General features: G+C 69.6%; 17 protein-coding genes. 5 read left to right on the forward strand and 12 right to left on the reverse strand.

Translation table 11 applies throughout. The features are described 5' to 3' along the window. The first annotated feature begins 18 nt into the window (after nt 1-18). On the forward strand, nt 19-579 hold the full coding sequence (locus tag WME95_RS13340) for a sigma-70 family RNA polymerase sigma factor (protein ID WP_437908766.1): 561 nt from the start codon (nt 19-21) through the stop codon (nt 577-579). Between the two features lie 156 nt (nt 580-735). Here WME95_RS13340 and WME95_RS13345 read toward each other — a convergent pair whose 3' ends face one another. The 7 genes from WME95_RS13345 to WME95_RS13375 all read right to left on the reverse strand — a co-directional run bounded on the left by WME95_RS13345 (nt 736) and on the right by WME95_RS13375 (nt 10804). Next, nucleotides 736-1647 carry a bestrophin family protein gene (locus WME95_RS13345; RefSeq protein ID WP_437908767.1) on the reverse strand — a complete coding sequence of 304 codons (912 nt, stop codon included), beginning with the start codon at nt 1645-1647 and terminating at the stop codon, nt 736-738. Continuing rightward, nucleotides 1644-2255, reverse strand: a complete 612-nt coding sequence (locus tag WME95_RS13350) for a carbonic anhydrase (RefSeq protein ID WP_437908768.1) — start codon at nt 2253-2255, stop codon at nt 1644-1646. Before WME95_RS13350 ends, WME95_RS13345 begins: the two co-directional genes overlap by 4 nt. 254 nt (nt 2256-2509) lie before the next feature. After that, nucleotides 2510-3283, reverse strand: a complete 774-nt coding sequence (locus WME95_RS13355) for an acyl-CoA desaturase (RefSeq protein ID WP_437908770.1) — start codon at nt 3281-3283, stop codon at nt 2510-2512. 1137 nt (nt 3284-4420) lie between these two features. Next, the gene (locus WME95_RS13360; protein ID WP_437908772.1) at nt 4421-7171 is read right to left on the reverse strand and encodes a sensor histidine kinase; all 2751 of its coding nucleotides are present in this window, start codon (nt 7169-7171) and stop codon (nt 4421-4423) included. Nucleotides 7172-7182: 11 nt separating this feature from the next. Beyond that, nucleotides 7183-9333 carry an ATPase domain-containing protein gene (locus tag WME95_RS13365; protein WP_437908774.1) on the reverse strand — a complete coding sequence of 717 codons (2151 nt, stop codon included), beginning with the start codon at nt 9331-9333 and terminating at the stop codon, nt 7183-7185. Further along, nucleotides 9330-9767, reverse strand: a complete 438-nt coding sequence (locus WME95_RS13370) for a hypothetical protein (RefSeq protein ID WP_437908775.1) — start codon at nt 9765-9767, stop codon at nt 9330-9332. The genes WME95_RS13365 and WME95_RS13370 overlap by 4 nt, the downstream gene beginning before the upstream one ends. 398 nt (nt 9768-10165) lie before the next feature. Beyond that, nucleotides 10166-10804 (reverse strand): recombinase family protein, encoded by a 639-nt coding sequence (locus WME95_RS13375; protein WP_437908777.1) that lies wholly within the window; start codon nt 10802-10804, stop codon nt 10166-10168. 240 nt (nt 10805-11044) lie between these two features. Here WME95_RS13375 and WME95_RS13380 point away from each other — a divergent pair, with 240 nt between their 5' ends. Then, a complete protein-coding gene (locus WME95_RS13380) occupies nt 11045-11773 on the forward strand; it encodes a hypothetical protein (RefSeq protein WP_437908778.1) in 729 nt (242 codons plus the stop codon). A gap of 102 nt (nt 11774-11875) precedes the next feature. On the opposite strand, the gene WME95_RS13385 is transcribed toward WME95_RS13380, so the two are convergent. After that, nucleotides 11876-13180, reverse strand: coding sequence for an ammonium transporter (locus tag WME95_RS13385; protein ID WP_437555378.1), 1305 nt, complete (start codon nt 13178-13180; stop codon nt 11876-11878). 230 nt (nt 13181-13410) lie between these two features. Continuing rightward, nucleotides 13411-15063 (reverse strand): 4-alpha-glucanotransferase, encoded by a 1653-nt coding sequence (locus WME95_RS13390; RefSeq protein WP_437908779.1) that lies wholly within the window; start codon nt 15061-15063, stop codon nt 13411-13413. A gap of 303 nt (nt 15064-15366) precedes the next feature. Here WME95_RS13390 and glgX point away from each other — a divergent pair, with 303 nt between their 5' ends. Together glgX and WME95_RS13400 are read left to right on the forward strand one after the other, a co-directional pair. Beyond that, nucleotides 15367-17706, forward strand: coding sequence for a glycogen debranching protein GlgX (glgX, locus tag WME95_RS13395; RefSeq protein WP_437908781.1), 2340 nt, complete (start codon nt 15367-15369; stop codon nt 17704-17706). Between the two features lie 391 nt (nt 17707-18097). After that, nucleotides 18098-19612 carry a serine/threonine-protein kinase gene (locus WME95_RS13400; RefSeq protein WP_437908782.1) on the forward strand — a complete coding sequence of 505 codons (1515 nt, stop codon included), beginning with the start codon at nt 18098-18100 and terminating at the stop codon, nt 19610-19612. A 50-nt stretch (nt 19613-19662) separates the two neighbouring features. Here the strand turns inward: WME95_RS13400 and WME95_RS13405 are convergent, their stop codons facing one another. Continuing rightward, the gene (locus tag WME95_RS13405) at nt 19663-20322 is read right to left on the reverse strand and encodes a winged helix-turn-helix transcriptional regulator (RefSeq protein ID WP_437908784.1); all 660 of its coding nucleotides are present in this window, start codon (nt 20320-20322) and stop codon (nt 19663-19665) included. Nucleotides 20323-20420: 98 nt separating this feature from the next. On the opposite strand from WME95_RS13405, the gene WME95_RS13410 reads away from it, so the two are divergent. Continuing rightward, the gene (locus tag WME95_RS13410; RefSeq protein ID WP_437908786.1) at nt 20421-20981 is read left to right on the forward strand and encodes a dihydrofolate reductase family protein; all 561 of its coding nucleotides are present in this window, start codon (nt 20421-20423) and stop codon (nt 20979-20981) included. Nucleotides 20982-21084: 103 nt separating this feature from the next. Here WME95_RS13410 and WME95_RS13415 read toward each other — a convergent pair whose 3' ends face one another. Together WME95_RS13415 and WME95_RS13420 are read right to left on the reverse strand one after the other, a co-directional pair. Beyond that, nucleotides 21085-22071: a hypothetical protein gene (locus WME95_RS13415; RefSeq protein WP_437908787.1), complete on the reverse strand. Its 987-nt coding sequence runs from the start codon at nt 22069-22071 to the stop codon at nt 21085-21087. 369 nt (nt 22072-22440) lie between these two features. Then, complete coding sequence (locus WME95_RS13420) at nt 22441-23079, reverse strand: glutathione S-transferase family protein (RefSeq protein ID WP_437908788.1); 639 nt, start codon at nt 23077-23079, stop codon at nt 22441-22443. Nucleotides 23080-23127: the final 48 nt, after the last annotated feature.

Genomic DNA, 23127 nt, shown 5'->3' on the forward strand with positions numbered 1-23127 from the left:
TCCTAAAGGGGGAAAGCCATGGATCGTCCGAATGAAGGCGAGCGCGCCGCGGCGTACGCGCGCTTGTTTTGCCCGAGGCTGATTCGTGTCGTGTTGGGCTGGTTAGAGAGGCTGGGGGTCCCTCGGTGCCATCGTGGCGACGTCGCAGGCCAGGTCTGGCTCAACGCCTGCGAGAGCTGGCCCAGGTTCGATCCGAAGCTCGGCAGGCCGGAGCGCTGGTTGAACACGAACACCGTACACGTTGCCTCCCACTACCACGAGCGTGCGCGACACCGCAGGGAGGAGTTGGTCGATGTGATCGAAGTGCTTGATCCAGCGCCGGATGCTGCTGCTGCGATGGAGCTCGATAACGTCAGGGTTTGCACGATAGGCGCGGTGAATGGGCTCGATCCGGAGCTGCGGTTTGTTCTCGTTGCACACGATTTGAATGGAGCTTCTATGACCCAGATAACCCAAGATGCAGGATTGCCTCTCTCCACGATTTACAAGCGGCGCACACGGGCCATCGGTGAATTGCGCAGCATTATTGTGCTTCGGGAGGCTGGCGAGATCTTCACGCGGAGAATGGGGCTGCGATGAGCGTCAAGGGCCTGGTTGTCCACTTCCGGCGCGACTTGGATGACCAGGAGGCGGAGCGAACGATCGAGGCTCTGATGATGATCAAAGGCGTCGTCAACGTGTCACCTGTCAAGGCCGGTTACGAAGACGACCTGAACCGGCAGCGGGTCAAGCACTCTACCCACGCGTCGGAGCGCTGCCGGGCGGCAGCGGCACCTCAACGGCGGCCGCCAGCACGTTGCGCTCGATCTTACCGCAGATCTCGTCGAGGGGCAGATGGCTCAGACTCGTGATCGCGAACGGGATCTGAAGCTCAGCGCCGATCTGCTCGACCGCCAGGATGGGATACGTGATGAAGAGCGCGGCGATGGGCGTGAACCAGCCGATCGATGACACGAGGGCCAGCGGCAGGGCCAGCAGGTAGACGGCGATGAAGCTGCGGGTTGTGAACGAGTAAACGCTCGGGATCGGCGTCGCGAGGATCCGCTCGCACCCACCGGCGTGCTCGAGCAGCCTGACCCGCTCGCGATCGAGCTGCAGGAACGCGAAGGGGTCCATGTGGTGCTGGTCACGAGCATCGCGCAGCAGCCCTGCGAGGCGGGCGCTTGCGTAGCTGGGCATGTGCTCCGCCGCCGCGACCGCGGCGGCGTCGGGCGCGCCGACCAGCGTCACGACCTCAGGCAGCGTCCGCTCGGCGCGCAGGCTGCGGCGCGTGACATGCGCGAAGACGGCCACCCACCGGGTGATCGCCTGCCGCCACGCAGCGTCGGCCGGCCCGTAAGCGAAGGCGGACACGGTCAGGTTGCGCGCCTGGTTCACGATGCTGCCCCAGAGCGTGCGGGCCTCCCACCATCGCGCGTAGCCCGCGTTGGTGCGGAAGACGAGCAGCAGGCCGAGCACCACGGTCGATGCTTCGATCGGTTCCGGCCGAAGCGCGACGGAAGGTGCCCGCTGGTGCACCAGCACGGAGGCGACGGCCGCCAGCGCGAAGACGAGCATCCGCGGCAGGAGCCGCGCTGCGACGGCGCCCTGCAGCGCGAACGCCTCGTGCCAGAAGTCCGAGCCGGGCAGGACGCGCCGGGCGCTCATGTCGGGACATCGTCGAAGAAATCCACGTCGCCCGTCGCGAGCGAGTACTCGGCGCCGATGACGACGACGTCGCCGCGCGCGACCATCTCGGCCAGCTGCCCGCTCTGGCTGAGCTCCCGAACCGAGGCGCGCACGTTGGCGCGCGTGGCCGCGGCGAGGATCGCCGCGCGGTCGAGGCCGGGCTGCCTTGCCTCCTCGACCGCCGGCCTGATCCGCGCGAGGATCTCGTGGACAGCCCCGGAGGGCGGGGCGCCGCGCTCCGTCATCCAGTCCAGCGTCGCGGCGAGCGCGCCGCAGTGCGTGTGCCCCATGACGATCACCAGCGCCGTGCCGAACGCAGCGACCGCATACTCGACGCTGCCGACCAGCGTCGGGGCGACGACGTTACCGGCAACGCGCACCACGAACAGGTCCCCGAGCCCCTGATCGAACACGAGCTCGGCCGGGACGCGCGCGTCCGAGCAGGACAGGACGATCGCGATCGGCGCCTGGGTTGCGACCAGCGCATTGCGTGCGGCCTGGCTGAGCATGGTGTCGACGCTCCGCACGTTCTGGGCGAAGCGGCGATTGCCGTCGCGCAGCCTGCGCAGCGCTTCGCCGGCTGGCATCGGCTCACTGCGTGAGAGGCTCGACGGCACGTGAGGACGATCGGAGGGCGTCATGGCGACTGCCTCTAGCATATCGCCATGGTTGTGGGTGATCGCTTGGTGAAGGTTCGAGGTCCACGCCCGAGCTCATCGTCGAGAAGTCCATGAATCGGGCGCCGGTCTTGCGGATATGCCCGCTGATGCGAGGCTTTCCCGTGAGCTTCTCAGGTATCGCCCGAGGGACGCCGAGAAAGCGCTGCTCCGGAGCGAGCTGCCTATCCGTCGGCCCGCGTGGCGTCGGGCTCCAGCCGGGCGACCTGACGCTTGTCGGACATCTGGAGGATGCCCATCCAGGCGAACACGCGGATGACCTGATAGGCCGGGTCGATCTCAAACCACCGCACCGCGAAGTTGGGGCTCATCGAGTACTTGTGGTGGTTGTTCTGGAAGAGCTCGCCGAGCGTTACGAGATCGAGCGCCAGCGTGTTGCGCGAGTCGTCGTCGCTGTCGAAGTTGCGGTAGCCGTAGCGGTGGCCGCACCAGTTCACGATCGCCCCGTGCAGCGGGCCCAGGGTCCAGTGTAGCGGGACGAACAGGAACTGCCACCAGTGCGAGGCGAAGGCGATGTAGATGACGGCGTAGCCCGCGCCCCACGAGATGCGGCTGAACCACGAGTTGCCGATGCGGTCGAGCGTGCGCCACTCGGGGTAGCCGCCGCGGAAGCGCGGCTCCACGTCGGCGGTGCCGTCGCCGATGGCGTCGTAGAGCTTCTTGGTTCGCCACATCATCGAGGCGGGCTCGGCAAAGTACCGCGGCGAGTGCGGGTCCTTCGGCGTGTCGCTGTACGCGTGGTGCATGCGGTGCAAGATCGCGTAGGCCCAGGGGACGAGGTACGAGGAGCCCTGCGTCAGGTACGTGAGGAGATGGAAGACTCGCTCGGAGCGCTTCGACATCGTGAACATCCGATGCGAGGCATATCGATGCAGGAAGAAGGTCTGGAAGAAGACCGCGAATGTGGAGTGGGCGATGAGGAAAATTGCTAGCTCCATGCGCGGGTTGTACACCGGAACCGGCCTGGCGGTAGGTTGGCGCACTGTCATAATGCAGACGTTCGGATACCAGCCGTATTTCGTTCTGCACGTCTCGGATATGCGCAGTTCCGTCCGTGACGACGCTCCGCGACCGTCGAGACCGTTCGGACCGCAGCGGCGACGGGCGACGAGCCCCGGTTGCGCGGCCAAGGTCGGCAGGTGCGGGAACCAGCAGGGGCAACGTTGCGGACGCCACGTTCCGATGATTCCTCATCCTATTTATCACATTGATCGAGCTAGAAATGAGCCGCCCCGCCAAGGCGCCAAGGACGTTAAGAACAGAACACTATCTTGGCGTCCTTGGCGTTCGTGGCGGTTCGAAGTTCTGCTCGCTTCTGGCGGTTTCAACCCGTTTGTCGCTCAAGGCGCGCGCCCCTCAGCGCGCCGTCAAGAGCCGGCCGACGGCGTCGCGACGGGCCGCGGAGCTCGTCCAGGCGAGAGGCTGGCGCAAGGCGGAGCTCGCCCAGGTGGACACCAGCGCGGCCCGCGGCCGCGGCGCCGGGCGAGCTGGCCCTGCTCGACGGCCGGGCCGTGGGATCGCCGGAGGGATCACCCAGCACGCCGAGGTCACGTGATCGGGTCCCAGCGAATGCCAGTCAGGTCACGGTGCCACGCGCCGGGGGCGGCGGCGCAGTGGGAGCGCGCGGCGCAGGTGCTCGGTGATCTCGTGGAGAAGCGCCGGGCGACGGCGCCGCGCCGGTCGAGGCTGGAGGCTGCACGCGCTGGAGGCGCTGAAGCGGATGGGACCGCCGATGGAGGGGGGGAAAACTTGCAAGCAGCCTGCGAGCCGCGTGGGAGGCGGCGGAGCGCGGGACGCGCGCGGTCCCAAGCCCACGTCCGGGCGATCGGCATGCGCGCTGCTCGAAGGAGGGCGCGTTCTGGATCGTCCGCAAGCCCGTCGATGATTTTGCTTGACTATGGCGATGGCACTGCGTTCGTGCGACGTGCGCCTCGACGGTTGCGGCCGCAACGGCGGCGAAGAAGAGCCGCGCCGAACTCGCGCCCCGTGCTGCTCGTCGCCGGCACCGCGCCCGAGCTCGGCCAGCTGGATGACCTGAGCGGGAGGATCGTCCTTCGCGCTGGTCAGCCTCGAACTCATGGGGCGGCGCACCCTGCGGCTCCCTCCGGCGGGGCCAGCGCGAGCGTGAAGAAGAACGTGGTGCCAACTCCAGGCCGACTCTCCACCCAGATCTTCCCGCCGTGGGCCTCCACGAAGCCCTTCGCGATCGTGAGCCCCAGCCCGGTCCCCAGACGCGCCGTCTCCTCCGCCTGCCAGAACTGGTCGAAGACGTGAGGGAGCTGCTCCGGAGGGATCCCCGGCCCTGTGTCCACCACGGCGAAGAGCGCCTGTTGACCGCGTGGCTCCGCTCGAACGGTGATGGTCCCTCCCGCCCTCGTGAACTTGATGGCATTGCCGATCAGGTTCGCCAGGACCTGGAGGACCCTCTCGCGATCGCAGAGCACCTCGAAGCTGCCCCCGCCGGGGAGCTCGCCCTCGAGCACCACGTGCTTCTGCGTCGCCAGCATCTGCTCCATCGCGACACCGTCGTGGACGAGGGCGACCGCCGCCTGCCTCTGCATCGCCATCGACAGCCGACCCGCCTCGATGGCGGCGACGTCGAGCAGGTCGCCGATCAGCCGGAGCATCCGCTGCGCAGCGGCGCGAATGATCTCGGCCTTGTTCCTGCCCTGCGCTCCCGACTCGCCGGCTGGCAACGTCTGCATGAGGAGAGCCGAGGCCACGAGGATGGTGCTCAACGGGTTTCTGAGGTCGTGAGAGACGACGGCGAGGAGATCGTTCCGCGTGCGAATGGCCCGCCGCGCCTGCTGGTACAGGCGCGCGTTCTCCAGGGCCATGGCGGTCCGGCGCGCCACCTCTTCGGCCACCGCCAGATCGGCGATGGAGTAGCGGCGGCCCGACTCCCCCCCCACGAACGTGAGCGCGCCCGTGGTCCGCCCGCGGGTCAGGAGCGGCACCACCATGACCGATCCCGAGCTTCCTGCGTGCAGGGCCTCTTGGTCGCCCTGGTCTTGGGCGATGGCCTTCAGGGTGGGCTCGGTGATCGCGGAGATGAGGAGCGGCTCGCCCGTCCGCAGCACCCTCGCCTGCGGCGTCTCCCGGCCCGGCGGTTCGGCGATCTGCTCCATCCGCTCGGCCGGCCCCTGCTTCGCGGGGTCGGCGGAGCTCGGCGGGAGGCGCTCGACGCGGCCGTCCTCCTCGACCAGATCGACGAAGTAGAGATCGGCGAGGGCGGGCACGAACAGACGCGATATCGCAGCGACCGTCTCTGCGTAGTCGAGCGACGAGCCGAGGACCGCGCTGACCTCCGCGAACAATCGCTGCGCCTTCTCGGCGCGCCTCACCTCCATGATGTCCTGGAAGACGAGCACCGCCCCCGACGCCTGCCCTGCTCGCTTCAGCGGGGCGAACGTGCAGCTGACGTGGAAGGCCGCTCGATTCCGGCGCAAGAACAGGTCATCGTCGTCCCGGGCCGGCTCGCCCGTGCGGATCGCTCGCAGCGCGGGGTGCTCTTCGTCGGGTATGGACGTCCCGGTCGAGTGTTGAATCTGGACGACCTCCTGAACGCCTCGCCCCAGGACCTCCTCCGTTGTCCAGCCGAGCAGGCGCTCGGCGGCGGGGTTGAAGAAGGTGATCCGCCCTTCGAGATCGATCGCGAGCACGCCCTCGCCGATGCTGCCGGTCACCGCGCGCGTGAACTCGAGCTGGTCACGGACCCTCTCCTCCGCCACCCTCGCGGCGGTGACATCCATCGAGACGCCTTGAAGCCGAGGCCCGCCGGCGCCGTCCTTCTCCAGGTGCACGCGGGTGTGGAGCCAGAGCACGCCACCGTCCGCCGTCCGACAGCGATGGTCGCAGCGCTGGTCCCGCTCGGAGGCCAGCGTCCTTCGAAACGTCTGCTCGAGCGCGTCGCGATCGTCCGGGTGGACGCAGCGGCTCCAGAAGTGGGGCTCGGCGAGCCACCGCCCGCGCGGATGGCCGAGGAGCTCCTCGGCCCGCGCGCTCACGTAGGAGACCTGGAACATGCGCGCGTCGGCCTCCCACACGAACGATCGATCGAGGTTGTCCACCAGCGCCTCGTAGCGCTGCCGCAGCGCCTCGGCGGCGGCCCGGTGCTTGTCGGACTCGGCCTGTCTCCGCTGGGCGAGCTCACGCCCTGCCTCCGCGGCCGCCTGCCTGGCGTCGATGGCCGCCTGGCGATCGAGCGCGATCGCGAGCTGGTTGACCACCGCGCTCACGAACGCGAGGTCCGGCTCCTCCAGACGGGCGGCACCCTCGACCTGGAGAGCGCCGAAGATCGGCTGCCGGCCGACGACGAGAGGGAGGAGGACGAAGGCCCCGCGCTCTTCGGCCTCCGCCCGATGGCCCCTGGCAGGCTGTCCGGAAGGCGCGCTCGTCGTGGTCGGCTCGCCCTCCAGGTCGACCGACCGCGCAGCATCCGATCCGGCGAGATAGGCGTACGAGGCCCTGGCATGGGACCTCGCGGCCTGGAGTCGACTGGCGCTGACCTCTTCGGCACGCCAGACGATGGTCTCCAGCTGAGGGTGGCCTGAGAGCTCCATGATGAGGAGCGCGGTGCGGAGGGGAAGCGCCCGCCCGAGGATCGCGAGGATCGCCGGGACGGTCCGCTCGGCGCCTTCGAAGTGCGTGAGCTGCTTGCTGATCTCGTAGAGATACTGGACGCGAGGATATGCGCGCTCGATACCTTCGGAGGCCGAGCTGTCGCCCCCGCGCCGTGCCGGCTGCTCCTCCGGGCGCTGGTCGCCGCGCCTCCGCTCCTCCTGGGGAGATCTCGGCGGCTCCTTCGTCCGGCGACCGGCGCTCATCCACGCCCCCGCTATTCCTTGCTCTTCGCGGGCAAAAGGGACGACTGGCCGGCGCGCTCCCCGATCCGGGTGCCTCCCTTCCCGACGGTGAAGTAGTAGGCGCCGAAGTCGTGCTCGCTGCCGCGCGTCTTCACGACCACCAGGGTCGGCCGGATCTCTCCTGGCAAGCGCGTATACCGGAGCACGACGAGATTGTCGGCCACCGGAGAGAACTGGCGGTCGGTGACGGTCTCGCTGGAGTACATCGCGCTCGACTCGAGCGTGAGCAGGCTGGTCACGTCGAGCGCCTTGAACCGCGTGACCAGCGCGTAGAGGAGCTGCCGCAGCTCATCCTCCGCGATGCCCTCGGTCTCGAGCTGGCTCACGCTGTCGAGGACGAACCGACGCGTCTTCTGCGTGCGGATCTTGTCGCTCAGGAGCGAGAGGAGCTGACTGGGGCGGACACGCTCCCGCGGGAGATAGATGACCTCGGCGAGCCCCTGCTCGGTCGCCTCCTGGAGGGGCAGCCCCAGGGCGCCCGCGGCACGGATGATCTGTGCGGGCCCCTCCTCGAGCGCCACGTAGAGCCCTGGCTCCCCGCGCTTGCAGCCTTCGAGGATGAACTGCAGCGCCAGGCTGCTCTTCCCGATCCCCGCGCTCCCGGAGACGAGGGTGACGCTGCGCTCGAGCAGCCCTCCGCCGAGCAGCTCGTCGAGCCCGGGTACCCCGGAGGGCAGGCGCCGCGCCGTCTCCAGGGGGAGCGGCGGCTCGGCGAACGCCGCCTCCGCGCTGTATCGGGGATAAATCATGATCCCGCCCGGGCCGATCATGATGCTGTGTCGACCCTTGAGGTGGGCGGTGTTCCTCAGCTTGTAAATCTCGATGTAGCGCTGGCGCTCGAGCCCTTCCTCTGTCGAGGAGAGGAGGACGACCCCGTCGACCACGGTCTCCTCGACGCCGAAGCGGCTGATCTGGTTGGCGCCGTAGGGGATGTCGGTGGCGAAGAAGCCGACCGCCTGCGCGTTGTGGACGATGCTCGCGAGCTGGAAGATCTTCTCCCGGTCGACCTGCGGGTCCTTGACCTTGTGCAGGAAGACCGAGACCGAATCGACCACCACGCGCCTCGCCTTCATGGCGAGGATCCGCTTGTTCATCATGAGCAGGTGCCCCTCCACCATGATGTTGGGCTGCGGGATGAACACGATCTCGACCATCCCGCGCTCGATCTCGGCGTCGAGGTCCCAGCCGAGGCCGCGGGCGGTCGCGAGCAGCCGCGGCACGGTCTCCTCGAAGGAGAAGAAGATCCCCCTCTCGCCGGCCTTCGCGCCCCGGTAGATGAACTCGAGCGAGAGCACCGTCTTGCCGGTCCCCGCCACGCCGGCGATGAGGAGGCTGGAGCCGCGTGGGATCCCGTCTCCGAGGAGGTCGTCGAGCCGCGAGATGCCGGTCTTGAGGCGCGGCTCCTTGCCCCCGACGTCCGCCCGGTCGATGGTGAGGCGAGGAGCGAACACGTCGATGCCGGCCTGCGTGATGACGAACGAGTGCTCGTCACGGCTGTGGTCGGTGCCGCGCATCTTGACGACTTGGATGACCCGCCGCTGCTCGCCGGACTCCTGGCGCTGGCTGACCATGACCAGCCCGTCGACGATCGAGAACAGAGGGTTCGTCTCGATCTCGCTCTGCCCGAACTCTCCGAGGAGGATCGTGGTGGTCTCCCACGCCATGAGGCTGATCGCGATCTCGTAGCCGAACTTCCGGAGCTCTTCCTTCGACTTCGCGAGGTCGTCGAAGACCTTGAAGCTGTCGATGACGACGATCGCCGGCTTGACCTTCTTGACGTGCTCCATCATGAGCGTCGAGGTCCCGTCGAGGCCCTTCGTCCGAAAGATGACGCCGAGGTCCACGAACTGGATTCCCTCGTCGATCCGGTTGGCGTCGAAGAAATCGAACTGGCTCAGGTAGCGCAGCGTCTTCGCGGTGGGCTCCGAGAGCGTGTTGAAATAGAGGACCCGTGCCCTGGCCGAGGCGTTGTGAAAGCAGATCTGCTGGGTGAGGATCGTCTTGCCCGCGCCCGGCGGGCCGGCGATCACGACGACCGAGCCCTTCGGCAGCCCACCGCCGATCAGCGCATCCAGATTTTGCACCCCCGTCTCGATACGCGCGATGGCCGTCTTCTTCGTCATGACTCAGCTCCCTCGCCGTCCTCGCCCTCGTGGTGCTCGGGCGCGCTCTCCGGCCCTCTCTCGCTCCCGCCCATCTCCTCTCGCGCGATATTCGAGAGCTCCGCGTGGAGCGCCGGCGTGAGGATCTCCGCCGTCAGGTTTCCGAGGACGACGAGGAACTCGATCATGATGAACCGGATCCCCTCCGCGAGCTGGTCGCGGCGCAGACCGCCGGCGCGTTCGTGGAGCGTCTCGCAACAGAGCCCGGTCGATTCCACACGGAGGGACGAGAACATCGTGTATCGCTCGGAGGCGTTATAGAGCACGCGATCCACGATAGCGCCGAGCGTAACCTCTCCGAGGGTCACCAGAGCGCGCCGCCACAGGGCGGCGAAGGCGCGTTCGAAAACCTGGATGAGACGCTCGGCTGGTAAGCCCTCGGCGGTCCGCTCCATCCACGCATCGACGCAACCGCTGTGCTCGCTCGCGTCACGCATGGGCGCTACATCGCGTCGGGGGATCGCTGAGCGCATGAACGGAGCACGGCTGAATAGGAGCGTGCCGCGCGACGCGCGTCAAGGTCGCCGTCGCATGCGGCCGTTCATGCGGTGCTTCGTCTGCTTGATGATCGCCCGGCTCCGCGCGGGCGCTCAGCGTCCGTCCGTCCGTCCGCGGCGGCGTCGCGAGGCCTCTGTGAACGCGTCCGCCGCGCGCCTCACCGTGCTGGAGCGCGCCGCGGGTGTCCCGGATTCCTCGCGGCTCCCGCCCTGAAATCGTCCCATGAAACGGGAAAGAAACGATTCGAGGCTGTCAAGGGCAAATCATCACGCCCGCCTCAGGTAACCGAGGATCCTCATGCGATCCGCCCACCCTGCTGGAAAAGCGACGATAGAACGAGCATCGGTCCTCCGTGGTTCCTGGCTCGGTGTGGCACACTCGGAGTCCTTGTCCGGGTCCGGAATAGCTGTCCGACTCGTCCGGAATACGCACCTCGAGCGCGGAGCAGCCGCTGGACGCGCAGGTGCTTCCGCCCCCCTTCGGTTCGCTCCTTGATCCGACGGCGCTCCTGCTCCGCCCCGACCGCCCAGTTGGCGAGCGTGTCCTCTGCCATCGGCGAGCGCGAATCGAACCCCTTGTTAATGGCGACGAACACGGCGCCATTGTGCATGATCTGCCGAACGTTGTTGACAATGAAGACCACGTCGCGCCCGAAGCGGTCGATGTCCGTCACGATGACCATGTCCCCCCGGCGGACGTCCGCCAGGAGCGCGGCGACCTTCTTCCGGTTCGCCTCGTTCTCCTCGCCGCCGCTCTCTACCTCCGGGAACAAGATCGGCTCCGGCAGCGAGTGGAGTCGGCAGTAGTTGCCGATCTTCTCGGCCTGGGCGTCCAGGGAGACGCCCGCGATCTCCTGCTCCCTCGTCGAGACGCGCGGGTAACCGAGCGTCCGACGGATCGCGGTGTTGGGGGTAGCGTCTTTTATTTGTTTCACCTGTGCGAAAGGAGGATCCTGCTCCGGCCGGCCAAGCCGAGCAAATCGCCCGTTTCAGCCGGAGTTTCTGCCTCTCCTGCGTCTACTAAAAGCTCTGCAGCTCTGGAGCAGGTGAGCGAAGGCGCTCCTGTCCTCGATCCTGCTCGCCGCGGGCGCCAAGCAGCGGCCGGCGGGCGGCCAGCTCCCCCGGACCGCCGGGCCCTGGCGCGCAGGCACGCCGGCGTGTGGTAAAAATGTCCTGTGCCTTCCACGAACCCGGTGCGTTCCCCTCGGCTCCACCCCGCCTCGGCGGGCTTGCGGCGATGGCTTCCCCGGGCGCTGGCCGGCGCGTGCTGCGCCTGGGCGATGGGCTGCGCGGAGCGCGCTCCCTCCTCGACGTCTCCGGCGCCGCGGGTCGCCTCGACAGCGCGGGCCGCTGCGCCGGCGCCCGCCGCGAGCGCCGCGAGCGCCCCGCCCGCCGGCACGCCGCCGGCGTCTCCGCCGACAGCGGGGGCGCCATCTGGCGACGCACCGGCGCGCGAGCGCTGGGTCGGTACGCTGGAGCTGACGAAGGGCTCGCAGCCCCTCATCGCCGGGAGGATGCTGTCGAGCGAGGACGCCGAGCGCTGGCTCGGCCCCGAGTGGCGCGCGCTGGCCGGGCAGCGCGTCCGCGTGCTGGCGGTGCTGCGCGACCACGTCTGCGAGCCGCACGCTCAATGCATGATCGGGGGGATCATCCCGCTGCTGGAGCAGGTCGCGTCCGTCGAGCTGTGCAGCAGCACGGGCTCCTCCGGCAGCGCAGCGGTCGTCGATTGCGCGCCGTCGCCCGCCCAGAAGGAGCGCTGTCAGGACGAGTGCCGCACGTTGAGCGAGGACTGCGGCCGGCGCGCCGACGGCGACCGCGGAGGGCTGCGCCGCTGCGGGTGCGCCAAGGTCACGTGCGAGAACGGCTGCGAGGAGACCGGCGAGCCCGCCTTCACGTGCAGGTGACCGCTCCCTGCCGGGAAGGGCAGGGGGCCAAGGGGACAAAACGACGAAGGCCGCCTGGCACCCGCCAGACGGCCTCCGCAAACGAGCCTCCGCTGCGCTGGATCAGGCGCCTTCGCGCGCGAGCACAGGCGCCGGCGCCGGCCTGGCCGGGGGCTCGCTCTCGACGGCGTGAGCGCCGCCCTCGCCGAGCGAGTAGGCCTCTTCGCCGTGGAGGGCGACGTCGAGGCCCTCGTCCTCGATCTCCTCGTCGACCCGGAAGCCCATCACCGCGCTGATGCCCTTCACGAGAACGAAGGTGACCACCGCCGCGTAAGCCGCCGCGACCGCGGCCGCGATCGCCTGCTCGGTGAGCAGCGCCGAGTTGCCCTTGATCAGGCCGTCCTGGCCGGCCGAATTCCACACCTTGGAGGCGAACACGCCGGTGAGCAGCGCGCCGAGCAGCCCGCCCACGCCGTGGATGCCGAACGCGTCCAGGCTGTCGTCATAACCCAGCTTGCCCTTCAGCATCACGGCGCCGTAACACACAGCGCCCGCCGCGAGCCCGATCGCGACAGACGCCATCGGGCCGACGAAGCCCGCCGCCGGGGTGATGGCGACGAGGCCCGCGACGAGCCCCGACGCCACGCCGAGGAGCGACGGCTTGCCGAAGCGCACGGCCTCGATCAGGGCCCACGCGAGCGCCGCGATCGCCGCGGCGATGTGCGTGTTCACGAACGCCACCGAGGCGAGCCCGTTCGCCGCGAGCGAGGAGCCGCCGTTGAAGCCGAACCAGCCGAACCACAGGAGGCCGGCGCCGAGCAGCGTCATGGTGAGGTTGTGCGGCACGATCTTGCGCGTCGGGTAACCCTTGCGCTTGCCGAGCATGATCGCCATCACGAGCGCGCTCGCGCCCGAGGCCAGGTGAACGACGGTGCCGCCGGCGAAGTCGAGCGCGCCGCGCGCGAGGAGCCACCCGCCCGGGTTCCAGACCCAGTGGCAGATCGGGCTGTAGACGAGGAGCGACCAGAGCAGCGTGAACACCACATACGACGAGAACTTGATGCGCTCCGCATAGGCGCCCGAGATCAGCGCCGGCGTGATGATGGCGAACATCATCTGGAACGCCATGAACAGGAGGTGAGGCACCGTCGTCCCGACGCGCGGCTCGGTGCCAACGTTGTTCAGGAACGCGTAGTCGAAGCCGCCAATGAACCCGCCCTTGGATTCGGCGAACGCCATCGAGTACCCGAGCGTCACCCACGCCAGGGTCACGATACCCATGGCGAAAAAGCTGTGCATGAATGTGCTGAGCGTGTTCTTCGTTCGGACCATGCCCCCGTAAAACAGGGCCAGCGCTGGCGTCATCAGCAGAACCATTGCCGACGAGACCAGGAGCCAGGTGGTGTCCGAGGCGTTGATTTCGTTCACTGGTGGCCTCCTCGACGGCGACACTAAGAGAACGCAGTTTTCCGGAATGTTTCGTCGGCATATACTTCGCGACAGCACGAAACATACCGCGACGACGCAGCGAGTCAGCGCGTGGGCGCCTCCGCGGTCAGCGCGCCGGGGGACTCGCTCCTGCAGCGGGTCGATGGATTTGCAGTGAGACTATATCGCCGGTGGGCCCGAGGGGGCGTGAGACGGCGGGAGATGACGCGTTATCCGCGCCCGCTGGTCTCGATGCTCTCGCGCACCCGATCGAGCGCGGCCCGCACCTCGGGATCGCGATCGAGCGCAGCGGGCGGCGCCGGCAGCCGGAACGACCAGTTCTGCGGCCCCACCGTCCCCGGGACGTTGATCCGGTCGCGCGTGGCGAGCACGTCCTGGAGGAGCAGCAGCACGAGCTCGCTCGTCGAGCCGAGGATCAGGTCGAGCAGCGCGCGGTGGGTCTCCTTCGTGAACTGCGGGCCGAGCTCGTGCCGGCGCGGCGCGAGCTGCGGCAGCTCGAGGACCCCGGCGCGCTCCCGGTCGTCCCGCGACTCCCACCACACCACCACGGAGTCGGTGTCGTGCGTCCCGAAGCAGGCCACCGAGAGCGCCGGATACTCCGCCGGATCGCGGAACACGACGTCGTGCTTCTCCCAGATCAGCACCTTGTAGCCAGGCACCCCGAGCTCCGAGAGCGACTCCCGGACCCACCCCGGCACCGCGCCGAGATCCTCCGCCACGAGCTGCGCGCCGGTCTCCGCCGCCCCCGCCAGCATCGCCCGCACGACCCGATTGCCGTGCTCGCGCTGCTCCGCCTCCTCCGCGGGATCGAAGGTCGCCCTGGGCCGCTCGCCCCCCGGGGCCGTTTGCCCTTGCTCCGGGAAGATGTACGTCCGGTAGAAGCCGACCAGGTGATCGATGCGGAACCGGTCGTAGAGCAGCCCCGTGTAGCGGCAGCGCCGCCTGAGCCACGCGAAGTCGTTCTCGCGCATCCGGGCCCAGAAGTACGGCGGGAGCCCCCACCGCTGCCCCTCCGTGTCGAACTGGTCGGGCGGCGCGCCGACCGTCATGTCGTGCCGGAACTCGCCCTGGTGCGCCCACACGTCGGCGCTGTCGCGCGACACCATGAACGGGAGATCCCCCATGATCTCCACGCCCTTGCCCCGGAGATCCGCGCGCGCCGCCTCCCACTGCGCGTGCGCGAGCCACTGGACGTACTCGTAATAGAGGATGTCCCGCGCGCGCTCGCGCCGCAGCGCCTCGAGCGCCTCCGGCCTGCGCTCGCGGATCGCCTCGGGCCAGTCCCACCACGCCCTGCCCTCGAAGGCGTCCTTGAACGCGCGGAACTGCGCGTAGTCGGGCAGCCAGTCCGACTGCCGCTTCACGAACTCGCCGAGCTCGGCCGCGCGCGGCGTCTGCCTCGCGTGGTGCTCGCGCTCGAACACGTCGAAGGCGAAGCGCAGCGCCCGCCCCTTCACGCGGCGCACGAGATCGTAGTCGACGCGCGCGCTGTTCCTCGCGCGATCGAGCGCCCCGAGGTCGTCGCCGAGCGCCTCGCCGAGGCGCTCGGCCGGGAGCTCGGGCACGGCGGACAGCGAGATGAACATCGGATCGATGCCGAACGCGGAGAGCGCCATGTACGGCGACGTCTCGCCCCCCGAGACCTCGCCGAGCGGCAAGAGCTGGACGAGGCGCAGGCCAGCGGCGCGCATCCACGCGGCGAACTCGGGGAGATCGCCGATCTCGCCGATGCCCCACGAGCGATCGCTGCGCAGGGAGAAGAGCGGCACCGTCACGCCGGCGATGCGGCGGCGCGCGCCGGATGCGGGACCGGAAGGGGACGATGAGCTCTGGGACTGATTTTCAGCAGAGGGGGAAGACATGGGCGTTTTTCGCTTGGCTCCAGGCGTTCGGGGGCGAAGTCTATCCCGGGTCGCGCCGCCCTGGATGCTCCTTCTGCGACCGTGCGGTAGCGCCGCCGCGCCGCCGTCGAGGCCGTCGAGGCCGCGGCCGCTGCCGAGCTCGCGAGGAGGGCCGCGACGTCGCGCGCGGCGCGGGGGCGGGCCCGCCGTGCGGCCGGGGGGCCGGCGATCCCGGGGGCGGCGACCGAAAAATCAAGCCGCGCGCGCTTGTGTCTCGACAGCGGCGCCGATCTCGCGAATAGGGCGGCTTCACAGGTTTTTCAGATGACCAGACGCATATGGCCCGGCACCCCCACCCCACTCGGCGCCGTCTTTGACGGCGAGGGGGTCAACTTCACGCTCTTCTCCCAGTCCGCCACCAAGGTCGAGCTCTGCCTCTTCGAGGCCGTCGACGATGTCGTGGAGCGCGAGCGCATCGAGCTCCCCGAGCGGACGGCCCACGTCTTCCATGGCTACGTGCCGGGGCTCAAGCCCGGCCAGCTCTATGGCTACCGGGTGCACGGGCCCTACGACCCGCGCTCCGGGCAGCGCTTCAACCCGGCGAAGCTCCTCGTCGATCCCTACGCGTACGCGCTCTCCAGCGAGCCGAACTGGAAGGCGCCGCTCTTCGCCTACGACCGCGGGGGGCACCCCGAGCGCGGCGAGGGCGGCGCTGGCCGGCCCAAGGAGGCGGGCCGGGACGGCGCTGCGCCCGAGAAGGGCGAGGGCGGGCGCGGCGGCAAGACGGCGAGCGATCGCCGCGCCGCCGAGGCGCGCGGGAAGGACTCCACGCCGCCGCCCCCGCCGGCCCCGCTCGACGACCTGGAGATCTGCCACCGCGACAGCGCCTGGGGCGCGCCGAAGTCCGTCGTCGTCGACCACCGCTTCGCGTGGGACGGCGACCGGCCGCCGGCGACGCGCTGGCAGGACACGATCATCTACGAGGTCCACGTCAAGGGCTTCACCCAGCGGCACCCGGGAATCCCGAAGGAGCTGCGCGGCACCTACGCCGGGCTCGCCTCCGAGGCGGCGATCGCCCACTTCAAGAAGCTCGGCGTGACGGCGATCGAGCTGCTCCCCGTGCACGAGATGGCGAGCGAGCGCGAGATCTGGGAGCGCGGCCTCGTCAACTACTGGGGTTACAACACGCTCGCGTACCTCGCGCCCGCGGGCCGCTACTCGTCGAGCGGGCGGCTCGGCCAGCAGGTGACCGAGTTCAAGGCGATGGTGAAGGCGCTCCACGCCGCCGGCATCGAGGTGATCCTCGACGTCGTGTACAACCACACCGCGGAGGGGAACCACCTCGGCCCGACGCTCTCCCTGAAGGGGATCGACAACTGGACCTACTACCGGCTCGTGCCGCACAACCCGCGCTACTACATGGACTTCACGGGCTGCGGGAACACGGTGAACACGCGCCATTACCAGACGCTCCAGCTGGTGATGGACAGCCTGCGGTACTGGGTGACCGAGATGCACGTCGACGGCTTCCGCTTCGATCTCGCGTCGGCCCTCGCCCGCGGTCACCATGACTTCGACCGCCTGAGCTCGTTCTTCGACATCATCCATCAGGATCCGATCCTCTCGCGCACGAAGCTCATCTCGGAGCCGTGGGACGTGGGCGAGGGCGGCTATCAGGTCGGCAACTTCCCGGTCCTCTGGACGGAGTGGAACGATCGTTACCGCGACTCGGTGCGCCGCTTCTGGAAGGGAGATCTGCTGGCGGCCGACCTCGGCTATCGGCTCACCGGGTCGAGCGATCTGTACGCGTCCAGCGGGCGCCGCCCGTACGCGAGCATCAACTTCGTGACGGCGCACGACGGCTTCACGCTGAACGATCTCGTCTCGTACAACGAGAAGCACAACGAGGCGAACGGCGAGGGCAACCGGGACGGCACGAACAACAACCACAGCTACAACCACGGCGTCGAGGGCCCCTCCTGCGACCCCGCGGTCGTCGAGCTGCGCGAGCGCCAGAAGCGCAACCTCCTCGCGACGCTCCTCCTCTCGCAGGGCGTGCCGATGATCAACGCCGGCGACGAGATCGGAAAGACGCAGCTCGGCAACAACAACGCCTACTGCCAGGACAACGAGCTCTCCTGGCACGACTGGGACCTCGACGAGCGGCGGAAGCAGCTCTTCGAGTTCACCTGCCGCCTCATCGCCCTGCGCCGCAGCCAGCCCGTGCTGCGCCGGCGGATGTTCTTCTCGGGCGGCTACGTGCACGGGAGCGGGCTCAAGGACATCGTGTGGTTCCGCCCCGACGGCGCCGAGATGACGCCGGAGGACTGGACCCACCCGAACGCCCGGGCGGTCGGCTACCTGCTCGGGGGCGACGCCCTCTCGGCGCTCGGTCCGCGCGCCGAGCCGATCTCCGGCGACACGCTGCTCGTGCTCATCAACGCGAACCACTCGCCGCTGGAGTTCGTGCTGCCCGCGATCGAGTTCGGCGAGCGGTGGGAGGTGCTCATCGACACCCGCACCGCCGGGGAGCCGGCGCGCACGGTGCCCGCGAGGGCAGGGGGAGAGCGCTACCTGCTCGTCGACCGGTCCGTGGCGGTGCTGCGGCTCCTGGAGCGCAAGGAGAAGAAGAAGGTCAAGCGGGTGAAGGCGCAGCGGGCGTAGTCGTCCCGACGCGCGCTCTCTCTCTCGGACGGCGATGCGTCGATGTCACCCGTGTAGCGCTGTTCGAACCCGTTCTCGCCACGCGAACCCGTGCCGCGCGACCGGCGTCGTGCGGCGCAACCGATGTCGTGTCGCGGCCCGGACGCGCACATCGGTGGCGGACCGGGGTGCATGAGGGGGCGCTGCTGCTTCGGCGCTGCGCGCGGCGTCCGGTAGCCCGCACCCTCGGCGCCGACCATCAACAAGTACAGCACCGCTGCGCCTCGCGACGCTGCCGCGTGGGCCTTCACGTGCACGTGCGCGAGGAGGGCGGGGGTTCGCCGTTCAAAGGCATCCGCATTCGCGATACGCTGAGATCATGTCGTCACCTCTCTCCTCAGGTCGTTGTCCCATGGACGCATCGACCGGTCCGGGGAACGGCGGCGGCACGAAGATCACCGGCGTGTTGCAGCCGCCCTCCCTGGGTCGACCGCCCGATTCCTCGGCGAGAGACGCCGCGCGCGACGCCACCACGCTGGGCGGACAGCCTGGGCCGCTCGGTCTTCCTCCTCCGAGCGGCGCAAGGCGGGACGAGGCGCGCTGCGCGCTCCTTCCGGGCCGCGTCGTGGCCGGGCGGTACCGGCTCGTGCATCCGCTCGGCCAGGGCGCGATGGGCGAGGTGTGGTGCGCGCACGACAGCGTCCGGCGCTTCGATGTCGCGCTCAAGTTCCTCGTGCTCCCGCGCCAGAACCTGGCCATCGACGCGATGGAGCGCTTCCGCTTCGAGGCGCAGGTCGCGGCCCAGCTCGGGCGGAAGACCGATTTCATCGTCACGGTGCACGACGCCGGTGAGGATTCCGAGGCGGGCCCGTACCTCGTCATGGAGTACGTGCGCGGCCGGTCCCTCCGGCAGCTGATCCACGAGCGGGGGCCGGTGCCCGCGCCGGAGCTGGCCGCGCTCCTCCGTCAGATCGGAGAGGCCCTCTCGGTGGCGCACGGCCTCGGGATCGTGCACCGCGACATCAAGCCGTCGAACATCCTGCTCCGCGAGGGGCGCGACGGGCGCCTGCGCGCCAAGGTCGCCGACTTCGGGATCGCCAAGTGGATCCGCCAGGATCTGGCGGCCGATTTCCCCCGTCAGACCGCGGAGGGCGTGGTGCTGGGCACGCCGGGCTACCTCAGCCCGGAGCACACGTGCGACGGGCACGCGGACCCGCAGCTCGACATGTGGGCCCTCGCGGTGGTCGCGCACGTGGCGCTCACCGGCGAGCAGCCCTTCGCCGGCCGCACCATCGCCGATGTGCTCGCCTCCATCCTGGGGAGCGCGCGCCCCCCGCTGTCGACGCTGTGCCCCGGCGCGCCGCCGGAGCTGGAGACGTGGTTCGCGCGCGCCTTCGCGCTGGATCCGGCGGAGCGGTTCCCCTCGATCGAGCCGATGATCTCCGCCTTCGTGGCCGCGGTCGGCCCTTCGGCTGCGCCGATCGCGCCGGCGCCCGCTGCGCCGGCGCGGCGGACCGGGCTGCACCTCGCGGCGGCTGGCCTCGTCGTGGCGCTCGGGCTGGGGCTCCTGCTCACCACCGCGCTGTCCTCGCAGCGCCTGGAGGCCACCGCCGAGCTGCGGGTGATGAGCGGCGAGGTGCTCTCCGCCGCCCGCGGCGCTCTCGTGGCGCAGGCGCCCGCGGCGCCCCAGGCGGGCGCGACCTCGGCGGTTCCCGCGGCCGGGCCCGCGACGGCGCCGCCCCCCGTCCCGCAGCCTCTGGAGCCCGCGCCGCTGCCAGCCGCGGCGCGCGCCGCCGCGACGCCTCCGGCGCCCGCGCTGCGGCCAGCCGCGGCGCGCCCCGTCCGTGCGCCCGGCGCGCCGGCGAGCACAGGCAAAGCGCCCGCGCGAAAGCGAGACGCTGGCACACAGAAGAGCGCGATCTTCTGAGCGTCGATGCGCGCAACAGATCGTTCGCCACGCGAGTCCACGCTGGCCCGTCATCCGGCGGGCGCGCGGCCCGGGGTCGACGGCGTCGATCGCGGCCGAGCGAAGAGGCGGAAGAACGTTCGAGCCAGCCGCCTGTCGCCCTGGAGCTCGACCGGCGCGTCGGCGAGCTTCTGGTCCCCGAAGACGACCGCCCGCAGCGTGGCTGGGTCGGTCGCGATCACGGCGTCCGGCGTGCGCGGAGCGCCCCGCGCGAGGGTGAGGGTCGCGCGATCGACCTCGATCGAGAACCGCTCTTCGCCGAGCCGGAGCTCGTAGGTCGCGCGGAGGTCAGCGGCCTCGCCCGCGACGAACGTCGCCTCGAGCGCGATCATCAGCGCATCGACGCTCAGCGCGCCCGCGGGCCGGACGGGCGATCGCGCGCCCCAGCGGCCGAGCTGCACGAGCAGCGGATGGAGCTCGCGGCCCCAGTCCGTGAGCTCGTAGGTCGGCGCGCCGACCTTGTGCCGCCGCACGACGCCGCCGCCCTCGAGCTCGCGGAGCCGCTGCGACAGCACGTTGGGGCTCGCGCCGGCGAGACCGTCGCGGAGGTCCGTGAACCGCTTCGGGCCGAGCAGGAGCTCACGCACGATGAGGAGCGCCCACCGCTCGCCGACGAGATCGAGCGCTCGCGCGATGCCGCAGGGATCCCCGTAGCTTCTCAGGCCGGTCATGGCGGCCACATCCTACCGCACTTGCGCAGCACTTGCGAAAGAGGACCAAATAGTCCTAGAATAGGACTAACGCAGAAGCGGGCATCAGGAGGAACAGCATGCGCAAGCTCACCGTCTTCAACCAGATCTCGCTGGACGGTTATTTCTCGGACGGCCACGGCGACATGAGCTGGGCACACAAAGCGGACGCGGAGTGGGGCGCGTTCGCTGCGGAGAACGCGCGCGGCGGGGGCGAGCTCGTCTTCGGCCGCGTCACCTACGAGCTCATGGCGAGCTTCTGGCCCACCCCCGCGGCGCTGGAGCGGGCTCCCGCCGTCGCCGAGCGGATGAACAGCCTGCCGAAGGTCGTCTTCTCGAGGACCCTCGACAGGGCGTCGTGGAACAACACGCGGCTCATCAAGGGCGATCTCGCGGAGGCGGTGCGCAAGCTGAAGGCGGAGCCCGGGCCGAACATGGTAATTATGGGGAGCGGCAGCATCGTCGCCCAGCTGACCGACGCGCGTCTGATCGACGAGTACCAGCTCGTGGTGAACGGGATCGTCCTCGGCAGCGGAAGGACGCTGTTCGAGGGGGTCAAGGAGCGGGCGAACCTCCGGCTGACGAAGACGCGCAGCTTCAGCAACGGGAACGTCGTGCTCTGGTACGAAGCGACGGCGTGACAGGGCCTGACGGAGGCGCGCTGCGCCGGCGGGCTGGCTGTGGGCTGGAGGAAATACGCCGAGGCGAGGACATCGTCGCTCCGATCCGTCTGCCGGACCGAGCTCAGCGCGGCTGAAGGTTCCTCGGCAGCCGGAACAACGTCACCGTATGCTGGAAGAACGCCGGCGCCGCGACCACCCTCCGGGCCGGATCGAGCCCGAGGTCGTTGATGGCGGTGAGGCCGTCGTCCCTGAAATCACGCACCAGGGTCGAGCTCGTCGACGTGACCCAGTAGATGGCCGGGGGCGCGTTCACCGAGACGAGGTATCCATCTCTGTATCGCTCGATGCCGTCCAGCTTTGCCTCGAGCGTCCCGAACCGCGTGAGCTCCTTGCTCTCGAGATCGAGCATCCAGACCTTGCCCAGCGAGGCGGGATCCCTGAAGGTGCCGAGCGTGACGATGGCCAGCTTGTCGCCGTCCACGAGCAGGCCGTTTGGAACGTTGAGGAGCGGGGACCAGAAGAACGGAGCGCATTGTTCGTCCTTGCAGCGCCACACGGTGCGGGTGAAGCTGTCGCTTATATAGACTGTGCCATCCTCGGCGAGCGCGAGATCGTTGAGGAAGATCGCGCCGAGCGCCGGGATCCTGCGCACGTCCTTGGTGGCGAGATCGATGATCAAGAGCTCATCCATGTCGGAGGTGTAAAGCTTGCCCTGCGCGACGCGGATGCCCTTGGGCGCGTTCATCCCCGAGAGCCATTTCGCCTCGACGATGTTGCCGCACCGGTCGAGCTTGCTGATCCAGCCGCGACCGTCCTTGAACCTGGGCCTCTCGAGCATCTCGTCGGGGACGCCGGCCATGTTGGCGACGTACCACGCGTCCGTCCCCTCGTCCCAATAGGCGCTCTCCGGCGCCTCGAAGCCGGCGTCCAGGCCGCCCACCGTTCGCGGGAAGCGCAGGCAACCGTCGCCGGAGGCATCGCCGTGCGAGAGCGGGGTAGCGGCGGGCGGATCCTCCGCGCGGACAGGCGGATCGTCGGCGGAGCAGGCAGGGAGCACGAGCAGCGACAGGAGCGCGATCGCGGCGAGCGGAGAACGGTTCGCGGGCATGGGTTGCCTCCTCGCGGCGGCGCATCGTCGCGAACACTCGCGGCGGTCGCGCCATCACAATGCCCGCCAGGGTAGGCGACGCGACATCAACGCACCTGTCGGGATGGACCGCAATCCAGTCTACGGAGAGCCGCTGTGGCGTCAGCCTTCGTCGAGGGTGGAGTCGCCGCCGTCCGTTGCGCCCTGGATACCGCACGTGGCGTCGGACCAGCGCTCGAAGGTGCGCTCGGACGGGACGTCGAGCGCGACGGAGCTCACCGGCGCCGGAGGAGCGCAGCCGCGCTGGGCGGCGCTGGAGGGATCGTCTGCCGCCGCGTGCGATCGTCGCGGTTCAGCCTCGACGTCCTCGAGCTGATCCGGCGACGGGTGCTAGCCGGCCAGCGACTCCGTCCGTGCAGCCGCGACCCACTCCGCGAGGCCAGGGTGCCGCCACATCGTCTCGGCGTACGCTGCCGCGGCGCCCGCGAGCGGGACGGCGTAGGTGCGGAAGCGCGTGACCACCGGCGCGAACATGGCATCGGCGATCGTGAAATGCCCGAAGAGGTACTCCCCCTTCTGGCCATGGGCCCGCCGGCACTCGGTCCAGATCGACGTCACACGATCGATGTCCGCGTCCACGGCGGCGTCGCGCGCGATCGGGGCGATCTCCCGGCGGAGATCCATGGACATCGCGTTGCGCAGCGCCGTGAACCCGGAGTGCATCTCGCTCGACACCGACCGGGCGAGCGCGCGCGCCGCACGATCGCCCGGCCAGAGCCGCGCCTCGGGGAAGAGCTCGGCGACATACTCGCAGATCGCGAGGGAGTCCCAGAGGACAAGGTCACCGTGCCGCAGCGCTGGCACGCGCCCCGAGGGGGAGCGCCGGAGGAGCGCCTCGCGCGACCCCGGCTGGTAGAGGGCGATGACCTCCTCCGTGAACGAAGCGCCGGTGTGCTTCAGCGCGAGCCAGGCGCGGAGCGACCAGGTCGAATACGTCTTCGTACCAAGATACAGCACCAGCGGTTCCATGACACCTCCCGTCGGCTCGCCGTCGGACGACGAACGCGCCGGCTTCTA

It is taken from the genome of Sorangium sp. So ce327, assembly GCF_051530205.1.
Taxonomy (GTDB): domain Bacteria; phylum Myxococcota_A; class Polyangia; order Polyangiales; family Polyangiaceae; genus Sorangium; species Sorangium cellulosum_B.

Coding starts and splice junctions, on each gene's coding strand:
- WME95_RS13340 (WP_437908766.1), top strand. CDS start 19: ATGGATCGTCCGAATGAAGGCGAGCGCGCCGCGGCGTACGCGCGCTTG.
- WME95_RS13345 (WP_437908767.1), bottom strand. CDS start 1,647: ATGAGCGCCCGGCGCGTCCTGCCCGGCTCGGACTTCTGGCACGAGGCG.
- WME95_RS13350 (WP_437908768.1), bottom strand. CDS start 2,255: ATGCCAGCCGGCGAAGCGCTGCGCAGGCTGCGCGACGGCAATCGCCGC.
- WME95_RS13355 (WP_437908770.1), bottom strand. CDS start 3,283: ATGGAGCTAGCAATTTTCCTCATCGCCCACTCCACATTCGCGGTCTTC.
- WME95_RS13360 (WP_437908772.1), bottom strand. CDS start 7,171: ATGAGCGCCGGTCGCCGGACGAAGGAGCCGCCGAGATCTCCCCAGGAG.
- WME95_RS13365 (WP_437908774.1), bottom strand. CDS start 9,333: ATGACGAAGAAGACGGCCATCGCGCGTATCGAGACGGGGGTGCAAAAT.
- WME95_RS13370 (WP_437908775.1), bottom strand. CDS start 9,767: ATGGAGCGGACCGCCGAGGGCTTACCAGCCGAGCGTCTCATCCAGGTT.
- WME95_RS13390 (WP_437908779.1), bottom strand. CDS start 15,063: ATGTCTTCCCCCTCTGCTGAAAATCAGTCCCAGAGCTCATCGTCCCCT.
- glgX (WP_437908781.1), top strand. CDS start 15,367: ATGACCAGACGCATATGGCCCGGCACCCCCACCCCACTCGGCGCCGTC.
- WME95_RS13400 (WP_437908782.1), top strand. CDS start 18,098: ATGGACGCATCGACCGGTCCGGGGAACGGCGGCGGCACGAAGATCACC.
- WME95_RS13405 (WP_437908784.1), bottom strand. CDS start 20,322: ATGACCGGCCTGAGAAGCTACGGGGATCCCTGCGGCATCGCGCGAGCG.
- WME95_RS13410 (WP_437908786.1), top strand. CDS start 20,421: ATGCGCAAGCTCACCGTCTTCAACCAGATCTCGCTGGACGGTTATTTC.
- WME95_RS13415 (WP_437908787.1), bottom strand. CDS start 22,071: ATGCCCGCGAACCGTTCTCCGCTCGCCGCGATCGCGCTCCTGTCGCTG.
- WME95_RS13420 (WP_437908788.1), bottom strand. CDS start 23,079: ATGGAACCGCTGGTGCTGTATCTTGGTACGAAGACGTATTCGACCTGG.